At 54.6% G+C, this 8,526-nt stretch carries 7 protein-coding genes and 1 tRNA gene; 2 read left to right on the forward strand and 6 right to left on the reverse strand.

The window, feature by feature from the left end:
* Window positions 1–161: 161 nt before the first annotated feature.
* Entirely contained in the window at window positions 162–797 is a 636-nt protein-coding gene (locus tag COMA1_RS13785) for a peroxiredoxin (protein ID WP_090749483.1), read from the reverse strand.
* A gap of 222 nt (window positions 798–1,019) precedes the next feature.
* Here COMA1_RS13785 and COMA1_RS13790 point away from each other — a divergent pair, with 222 nt between their 5' ends.
* Window positions 1,020–1,382: a pentapeptide repeat-containing protein gene (locus COMA1_RS13790; protein ID WP_218055390.1), complete on the forward strand. Its 363-nt coding sequence runs from the start codon at window positions 1,020–1,022 to the stop codon at window positions 1,380–1,382.
* Between the two features lie 49 nt (window positions 1,383–1,431).
* On the opposite strand, the gene COMA1_RS13795 is transcribed toward COMA1_RS13790, so the two are convergent.
* Together COMA1_RS13795 and COMA1_RS13800 are read right to left on the reverse strand one after the other, a co-directional pair.
* Window positions 1,432–4,383 (reverse strand): DUF748 domain-containing protein, encoded by a 2,952-nt coding sequence (locus COMA1_RS13795; protein WP_090749485.1) that lies wholly within the window; start codon window positions 4,381–4,383, stop codon window positions 1,432–1,434.
* Between the two features lie 201 nt (window positions 4,384–4,584).
* Window positions 4,585–6,123, reverse strand: coding sequence for a Fic family protein (locus tag COMA1_RS13800; protein WP_090749487.1), 1,539 nt, complete (start codon window positions 6,121–6,123; stop codon window positions 4,585–4,587).
* Window positions 6,124–6,463: 340 nt separating this feature from the next.
* On the opposite strand from COMA1_RS13800, the gene COMA1_RS13805 reads away from it, so the two are divergent.
* Window positions 6,464–6,700 (forward strand): hypothetical protein, encoded by a 237-nt coding sequence (locus tag COMA1_RS13805; protein WP_141654348.1) that lies wholly within the window; start codon window positions 6,464–6,466, stop codon window positions 6,698–6,700.
* A gap of 149 nt (window positions 6,701–6,849) precedes the next feature.
* Here COMA1_RS13805 and COMA1_RS13810 read toward each other — a convergent pair.
* The 3 genes from COMA1_RS13810 to COMA1_RS22035 all read right to left on the reverse strand — a co-directional run bounded on the left by COMA1_RS13810 (window position 6,850) and on the right by COMA1_RS22035 (window position 8,247).
* Window positions 6,850–6,926: transfer RNA gene (locus COMA1_RS13810), tRNA-Arg, on the reverse strand.
* A gap of 15 nt (window positions 6,927–6,941) precedes the next feature.
* Window positions 6,942–8,063, reverse strand: a complete 1,122-nt coding sequence (locus COMA1_RS13815; RefSeq protein ID WP_090749491.1) for a tyrosine-type recombinase/integrase — start codon at window positions 8,061–8,063, stop codon at window positions 6,942–6,944.
* The gene (locus tag COMA1_RS22035; RefSeq protein ID WP_062486848.1) at window positions 8,050–8,247 is read right to left on the reverse strand and encodes a helix-turn-helix domain-containing protein; all 198 of its coding nucleotides are present in this window, start codon (window positions 8,245–8,247) and stop codon (window positions 8,050–8,052) included. The genes COMA1_RS13815 and COMA1_RS22035 overlap by 14 nt, the downstream gene beginning before the upstream one ends.
* Between the last annotated feature and the right edge of the window lie 279 nt (window positions 8,248–8,526).

An 8,526-nucleotide genomic window follows, 5' to 3' on the forward strand; every position in this document is an offset into this window, starting at 1 on the left:
AAGAGAATCTACAGCTCGAGGCAAATGGCAACCTGATACGAGTATGATTTTCGTCTTCATCAGGGAGAAATTCTAGGAGGTAACTTATTGATAAATAAAATCCAGGTAGATGGATGTCCTCATCCATCTACCTGGATTTCTATGCGGAGATCAGCAACCGGCTAACGGTTCGGTTGGGGAGTATAGCGGAGGTATGGCTTGACCGTCGTGAAGCCTTTAGGAAACAACTGTTGCGCTTCTGCATCACCCACTGCGGGAGTAATGATGCAATCCTCGCCATCCCTCCAGTTTGCTGGAGTGGCGACTTTATATTTGGACGTGAGTTGCAATGAATCGATGACGCGCATTAGCTCATCGAAGTTCCGGCCACAGGAGGCCGGGTAGGTCAATGTCAGCTTCACCTTCTTATCCGGGCCAATGATGAAGACCGACCGCACCGTCATGTTATCGATCGCATTCGGGTGAATCATGTCATAGAGCGTCGCGACCTTCTTATCCGGGTCAGCGATGATAGGATAGTTCATCGTCGTCTTTTGCGTCTCGTTAATATCATTGATCCACCCCTTATGAGAATCCATTGGATCCACACTCACGGCGATCACCTTGACTCCTCGTTTTTTGAATTCCGGAGAGATCTTGGCGACCGTACCTAACTCCGTCGTACAGACTGGGGTGTAGTCCTTAGGATGAGAAAACAGAATGCCCCAGCCGTTCCCCAACCATTCATGGAAATTAATCGTCCCCTCTGTCGTCTCCGCCGTAAAATTCGGCGCGTCATCGCCCAATCGAATCGCCATATGACACCTCCTTAAAATCGTATCGTCATGAAATAGAACCTCACTCGACCGTAGCTTGTTACCATACTGTGTCGTAATAGACGAGTTCAAGGGGCTGCGAGAAGGAAGCAACACCCCTTCCTGCCACGACTCCCTTGCTTGCGGCATCAGATCGGGCCCCACACTCAAGTTTCTTGAATCCCAACCGATAGGACTCCTGTGCACCCTTGATGAAGGAGGAACATGGACTCGGATTCCTCGCGCACCAAGCTCCGGATTTCCAAAGACCCGATGTACTTGCTGCTCCGGGAAGGGTGCATCAAGGAATTCAATGTTAAGAAGGCTGCGGGAGACAAATGCGATCTCCGAGGATGCGACCTACGAGGGCTTGATCTTCGTGGACTGGATGCCGATGGGCTGGACTTCAGCGATTGCTATTTCCGACAATCCGACCTGCGCGGCGTGGACTTAAGTAAGGCCAATTTGGACGGCGCCAGCATCAACGCGTGCAAGATTTCAGGCGTCCTCTTTCCAGCAGAACTCAGCGCTCCAGAGATTGAGCTTTCTCTCCTCCATGGAACCCGCATGCGACTCAGATCGAAGTAGTTGCGGATACCCGAATATCGACCACGCGTGTTCAATCTGAAACATGGTTTTAGGAGCCGGCGGCGAGTGCCAATTGCGTGCGCACCTTCTCATGCCCGGACTCTGCCGCTCCCGGATCCAGTAGGACGACTCGTTCCTCAGTCAACCGTCCACTTTCCAGCAACACATTCCGAACGACCTCCGCGCGTTGTCGAGCTAATGCCTCTAACTCAGCATCAGAAATCACGATAGCTGCGGCCACTCGTTGTTTCATCTCCTCGGTGGTTGGTTGGGCAGACACCGTCGAGGTGGTGGCCGGATCAGGCGGAGGAAGCTTTGCATACAGTTTTTCCAGCAGTCGTTGCTCATCTTTGGGGGAAAGCGTGTCGCCCTCAGAACCTGTCATCCTTCTGGGCTTCCCGCTCATTTCAAAGAGTTGATCCTGGAGTTTCATCGCCTGAAGGGCCGCCCGGTCCACTGTCGTATCGAACGTTCCTTTGACATCCAATCGGAGTCCGGCTCGCTCCTCGAGCGCCGTCTCCAAAGCCTCAAGCTTCTTCATATCGTCGTCAGTCAACGAGGTGCTGCCTGGGTGGAACTCAATGAACTGCAGACCGTCCTCGTTCTCCCCTCCCCCAGGCACCAACTTGCCCATTAAGGAAAACGGCGACGCAACCACTTTGGTCAGGAGATTGAGCAATGTTGAAATCACGACCTTGCCGTACTTGAAATCCGGGTCGTTGAGGTTACCCCGAATCGGCATGTCGATCTCAATCTGGCCCTTGCGATCCTTCAGCAGTCCCACGACCAGCGGGACAGGCAGCGAGGTGGCATCCGGACTATTGGTCTTCTCCCCAAACGTGAGTTGATCGACATGAACCAGGTTTTCGGCTTCTAATATCTTTTCAGACACCTTGTACTTCAGGTCGAGCGACAACTTCCCTTTAGATAATCCGTATCCCACGTACTTGCCGCTGTATGGACCGCCCGGTCTCAGATCCATACCGGCCAGCGTGATGACCAAGTCCGTGAAGGCATCCTCGCTCAACGGGTTGATCTTTCCGATGATCTTAAACGGCGCGGTTCGTCCCACTTTCCCAGCCAGATTGACGTCGGCTTTCTTGATCTGCTTGGAGGATAATCCCTTGATGGTCCCGCCAAAATCCGTGAGACCGAACTTGACCTTAGGCTCAATCGACTGATCCTCAAACGTCGCGGCCAACCTCACCAGCTTGATCTGATCAATCCTGACAGGCACGGGCTCCGCCGGTTTGCCTTGCGACTTTTCCCCTCCGGGCTCTTTCTGAGGCGGCGCCTGCTCAGTCGGCGGAGATGAGGCGGCGAACCGCGAGAGATTCAGTTTCCCATCGCTACCGATGACAATCTGTGCATTTGGTTCTTGCCAGACGATTTCTTCGATTTTCACGGCCGTTGGCTCGACGTCCAGTGCAACCCGATTCAAGTTCAGCGCTTTCCACGTCACGGCATCAGTGAGAATGTTTCGCTCCCCGATCGCCAGCTGACTTACCCCTAGGTTCCCCTGAAACTGCAGCATGGGCCCGTTGTCATGTGCCTTGGAAAAATGCACCGCTCCATCAAGATCAACCGCACCGTCCCGCACTTCTGCATTGAGGAACTGATCGAGATAGGGTTGAAAAGGATGGATCTCGATGTGCTCCAACTTAAGATTTGCGTCAGCTTTCAACGGTTCGACCGTCACCGTTCCCTTCACCCCAATCGCACCCGTCTCATTCAGTTTCAGGGACAGATCGACCGGTAGCGGCTTCTTGAATGGAATCTGCACATCCTTCACGGTCAGATTCATCCTGTCGACATCCACATGGGCAGGCTTGGGGAGCGTCCGATCCTCATACGACGCACTGTAGTTCTTCAGACCGATTTCGTCGACCGTGATCGCCCAAGGTTTGGCTGGCTTCTCCGACGTGGCCTTCACAGGCGACGGTGGCTCCGTCTTTCCCTCTCCACCCACAGGCGAAAATAGTGTTTGATAATTAAGCACACCGTTTGGTGCCATCCAGGCATCAAACCGGGCATCGGCTGAATGGACCTTGGCGACCTCGACGGTCTGTTGCTGGAGATCCAGTTGAATCCCCTCCACATGAAACACCGGCACGGTTACAACGGGATCAATGCCACCCCGCTCCACGAGAGCTAAATCGTCAATCGAAACCTTTCCATTCTTCACCGTGGCCTGAGGAGCCTGGCCGCGAAGATCGAAATGATAAGAGGCTGAGAGGCCGAGGACACCCTCATTCACATCGAACTGAAACTGCTCCTGCACGGCTTGATATAACACCTTCAGCCTGATCCCTGATATATTCAGCTGGCCGTCGGATTCCACCGGCTCCAGAAATATATTCCCCCCCCAAGAAATCTTTCCATTTTTCCCGATCTCCGCCGTAAAGGCATGGGCATTCTCACTTCCCTCGACCTGAACCGTGCTGAAGTTTCGTAGCACGATCCCGAACGGCACGATATCGATCACCACCGGCCTCGGCTTCGAATCATCTCGGTACTCAATAATTCCTTTCCCGATATCCAACAGATCAATCTGCACCGGCATCAGTTTCTTGGGTTCACCGGCCGGTTGAGGAGATGGTTGGGCCTTTTCATCCACGGGTGGAACCAGCGACCTCAGATTCAGCTTGCCCTCCGAATTGACCCTGGCTGCCACGTACGGCATCGTGAGATGAATCTCATCGAACGCCACCTTTTGTAAGAACAGCGAGGCTGCACTCAGATTCACGAACAATTCCTCGAATCCGAGCATCGGCGTCCCGCTCGGCTCCTGTACTTCCAACCCACTGAGACGAAGTGACAGCACAAAAGGATTGAAACCAGCCTCCCGAAGCACAATAGGATGCTTGATTTGCTCCGAGACGGTGGGGACGACGTATGACTTAATGAGATAGGGAAGCAGCACGAATCCAACGAGGGTATAACACGCAATGAGACCAACTAACGTGCCGATAACCACACGTGGACGGAGCAACCGACGCATATCTGACCGATTCCTTGGTAATTGGAACTGAGAGTAAAACTATAGGGGACTAGCCCTTCGAATGTCTACTGGGGAAAGACCATCTTTCGTCTGGTATCTCTGTAGGGGGATCAACTCGTTGGCGATGTCCCAGATGAAGCGGACATCGTGCATCCAATCGGCAAACGGTTGGTCGAGGGCTCCAATTGGGGGTTGCTGCTTTTATGGTGCCTGTTGTGTTGCACCCGTTCTCACCAACCCCGCCAGAAATTTTGTGAATGGCTTGATGTCGCCCTCGACGCTGGCGCGTTCGAGCGCAGTTAGGTAGTCGGCGCGGCGCTCCAGCGGAATGACGGTCCAGGGATAGCCGCCGGAGGCCAGCATGAGATTCATCAGGAACCGGCCTATGCGCCCGTTCCCATCCATGTAGGGATGGATATAGACGAACATGAAATGTCCGAGGACCACACGAACGGAAGGCTCGTTCTCCTGTTGCAACAATTCAAAGAATGCGGGCATGAGTTGGCGCACGGCTTCGACGTTCGGCGGCGTATGCATGGAGCGCCGGATATAGACCGGCCCGTTGCGGTATCCGGCCAGATCGGCGGGGCGCAGAATGCCCGCCCTCACGCTGGGGCCGAACAATTCGCGGTACCACTTGACGTGGTCGTGGTCGGCGATGCGCCCGGCGTTTTCGCCGCGCAGGACCTGTTCGATACTCCGCTTGACCGCCTGGAACGTCTGCCAGTAGCCGCGTGCGGCCAGCGCATTGCGCTGATCCTGGTCTCCCTGGTCACTGTCAGGGTTCCAGTGACCGGTGCGGACTTTCTCGATAAGCGCCGCGCTGACTTTGTAGCCTTCGATGGACAGTGAATTGTAGGCATCGTTCACATAGATTTCCTCTACCCGTTTCAAGTACGCAGCGACATTCGCGGGACGCCCCGGCGCGTCCGGGAACAGGCGGCGCACGTCATCACGCATACGTGCCCAGTCCATGCGCATCCGGTTGACGTAGGGAGAACTCTCCCGCGTGCCGAATACAACGGGTGAGGGGGTCTCGAACGGATCGCTCTCGCTCACCGTATATCCGGCGGCCTGCATCGCACCCAGAATCTCATCGGCGATCCTGTCACGTCCGATATTGCGAAACGCCCCCGCCAGCCGCCCGGCGATAATACTGTGCCCGCCTTCCAGCAAGCGGCTGAGCAGGCCGGACGCATCCTCTACCATGGCCAGCGCCGCACGCATCTCGGTGGGGTGTGCGGCAAAGTGTGCTTGCGAGCAGCCCAGCAATGCGGCATGCAATTGATAGAGCCGCACCCCGTCTTTCACGGTCCGGTCGGCGGCAGGCGGCAATTCAAGGCGAACGTCAAACACCGACGTGTCGTGAAGCAGTTCGGTCGGCTTGTTGTTCCCACGCGGGGAACGCACCAGCAACTGGCGCGGCACCGTCCAGTTGCCCGTGTGCAGACTGATAGATTGCTCGGGGCTGACACACCAGTTTTTTGCAAACCGGGATTCCAAATAGGAGGTGCAAAACGCCCAGAACGAGGCGTACCAGGAGGTACTTTCTCCTGGTGGCTCGTCCGGTCGGCACGGGATGTACCAGCCCTTCATCACTTCCCGGATAAACCCGGCTTTGAGCAACCGCTCCCGGTACGTGCGAGTCATGTCGCGGGCCCGAAGCGCAACCCGGCCCTCATCCTGAAGCTTCTTCAGCACGGCTAGCGAAGCGGCGAGTTTGTCGGCGGGCGTGGCCATCGATAGATTCCTGATACTCGGTTTTTGTGCCGTACAACTTCTAGGCCATTAAGCCTTACAACATTTAGGTTTTTGCGTCAATTTATTTCTAGGCTATTCGGTCACGCTGGGCTCCTGCGCATCCAATCAGTGGAGGGTTGGTCACGGATGGGGTTCCAGAGGGGCGCTGGGCCCCTTGGTCGATGGAGGTGCAGGAGGAGCGCGAAGGCTCCTCTTGCGAGTAATAAAACGACGATACGTTTGACCGGTGCGACGGTGGGCTCAATGCCCCAGGAGCAACATAGCCTCGGGGGAATGCAACGGGGACGCGGCCAGCGGGTCCCCTTTGCCAAGATTGTGGTTGAAGGGGCAGATTCCTGTACTGGAGGGAAAGGTGGAAAGGCTCCTCCAGCGGCTGGTCGAAATTGACAACCCGGCCGCCATTCAAAATACGAAAATGAAATTGCTCGGCTGGAAGAAGAAAAAATCTCCTACGAGAAAAGATCAATCAAGGTGGTCGCCCGATGCAACCCTTCGAGGAATGTTTTCGAACCGCAACGATGTTTCTGGCAAACCCTTGTTATCTCTGGAGTTCTGACAGCCTGGAGGACAAAAGAATGGTCCTCAGAATGGTATTTGCCAAGAAGTTGCCCTACCACCTGACAGAGGGTTTTCGAACCGCCAAAAATGAGGAATTATCCTTGCCATTCAGATGGCTAAAAAATATGAACGGCGGCGAATATGAAATGGTGCGCCCGGTTGGAATCGAACCAACGACCCTCAGCTTAGAAGGCTGATGCTCTATCCGACTGAGCTACGGGCGCACTCAAATATTTCAACTACTTGGAGGAATGACCCTCAACGGCCATGTCGCTTGGTGTTATTAGGGTGTTAACGTCAAGGTACTTTTGCACCTTCACAGCAGCATCCGTCAAGTCTTTCTCTTCGATTGAGTTGTATCGCTTCCACATCTTCTCAGACTTGTGCCCCACGATCTTCATCGCGGTTGCTGTATCAACACCGGCGCGTCGTAGGTTTGTCGATGCACAATGACGGAGATCATGGAATCTAAAGTCAGTGATTCCGGCGTCTCTCAACGCGGTCCTGAAGGACCGGCTAATACGTTGAAGCGGTCGGCCCTTGTAGGTGAACACGTGGTTGTTCGTCAGACGGCGAATTTTGGCCAAGCGTTGGAGGGTTGATCGAACGTCTGCGGTCATGGGAACACGCCGTCCGGTTTTGGTCTTGGTGTCTTGACTTCGAAGGGTGATGAATCCCCGACGGAGATCAACACGGTCCCAGGTGAGAGACACAATCTCCCCGAACCGTTGGCCGAGTTGATAGGCCGTCAAAAGCACCGGGCGGAGGTGTGGCTTCGCGGCCTGATGTAATCGGCCCCATTCTTCTTCCGTGAGCACCCGATCCCGTTCGTTCTGGGGGTTGGGTATGGTTACCCGTGAAGCAGGGTTAGCCTGGAGCAGTCCTCGCTTGATCGCTACGTTCAAGCAATGCTTCAGGGCGATGTGATCATGGTTGATGGTCTGAGTGCTGGCCCTTTTTCCGTTTGGCTTCTTTCTTTGGCTGCGGAAGGCTTCTATGTCTTCCGGTCGGATCTCAGAGAGGATCCGATGACCGAAGAAGGGTATGAGATGGGTGTTGATGCTATGGGATCGGCCCGCGAACGAACGGAGGCCCTTAACGGTTTCCAGCTCCAGGTACGCCTTCGCCCATTCTTTAAAGAGGATCGGCTTGGCTTGTTCGGTCTTCTCGTGGCCGAGGAGGAGTCGTGTCCTGATGGTGGCTTCCATCTCCTTGGCAACAGTCTTATTGAGACACCCCACCTTCCAGCGTTTCCAACGGGCACCGGGTACACCACTCGCGAGAGCCAATGATTTTCCGTCCGCACTTTCGATCACCGGAAATTCCACATAGTAACTATCGTGCCGCTTAGTGAGTCCCATGGCTGTCTCTCCGTGGTGTGATCGTGTGTTGATCGATCCAGGCGTCCAGCTGAGCCTGCTTGAACTTTACCAGCCGCCCGATTTTGACATACCCAAGTTTTCTGGCGGAGACCCATCCGTACAGAGTCAATTTGGATATGCCTAAATACTTCGCGGCCTCATCCATTGTCAAAAGGTTATTCATAGCGCTTTTGGGTAAGCCTTTCCTTCATGGACTACCAATGAGGTCGAGTGCGCTGAGCGACCCTCTGCACACCTCTCGCGAGTGGCACTTATGAGAGGGTTCAGAATTATTCACCATACCGAAAAGGTAGGGGGCCGCAGAAAGGAAAGGACTTCTCCAAAGTGACCGTCACGGTCCATACTCATTGACTACTGACTACCCCTGAGCACGAAACATCTGCAGAATCTATAGAAGAAGTCACCGTAGCAGTACACTCCGATGACAAGCACGTGATGCAAG

This window comes from Candidatus Nitrospira nitrosa (assembly GCF_001458735.1).
Lineage (GTDB): Bacteria > Nitrospirota > Nitrospiria > Nitrospirales > Nitrospiraceae > Nitrospira_D > Nitrospira_D nitrosa.

Excerpts from the sequence above, each read along its gene's own strand:
- COMA1_RS13785 (WP_090749483.1), bottom strand. The coding sequence starts at position 797 with ATGGCGATTCGATTGGGCGATGACGCGCCGAATTTTACGGCGGAGACG.
- COMA1_RS13790 (WP_218055390.1), top strand. The coding sequence starts at position 1,020 with ATGGACTCGGATTCCTCGCGCACCAAGCTCCGGATTTCCAAAGACCCG.
- COMA1_RS13795 (WP_090749485.1), bottom strand. The coding sequence starts at position 4,383 with ATGCGTCGGTTGCTCCGTCCACGTGTGGTTATCGGCACGTTAGTTGGT.
- COMA1_RS13800 (WP_090749487.1), bottom strand. The coding sequence starts at position 6,123 with ATGGCCACGCCCGCCGACAAACTCGCCGCTTCGCTAGCCGTGCTGAAG.
- COMA1_RS13815 (WP_090749491.1), bottom strand. The coding sequence starts at position 8,063 with ATGGGACTCACTAAGCGGCACGATAGTTACTATGTGGAATTTCCGGTG.
- COMA1_RS22035 (WP_062486848.1), bottom strand. The coding sequence starts at position 8,247 with ATGAATAACCTTTTGACAATGGATGAGGCCGCGAAGTATTTAGGCATA.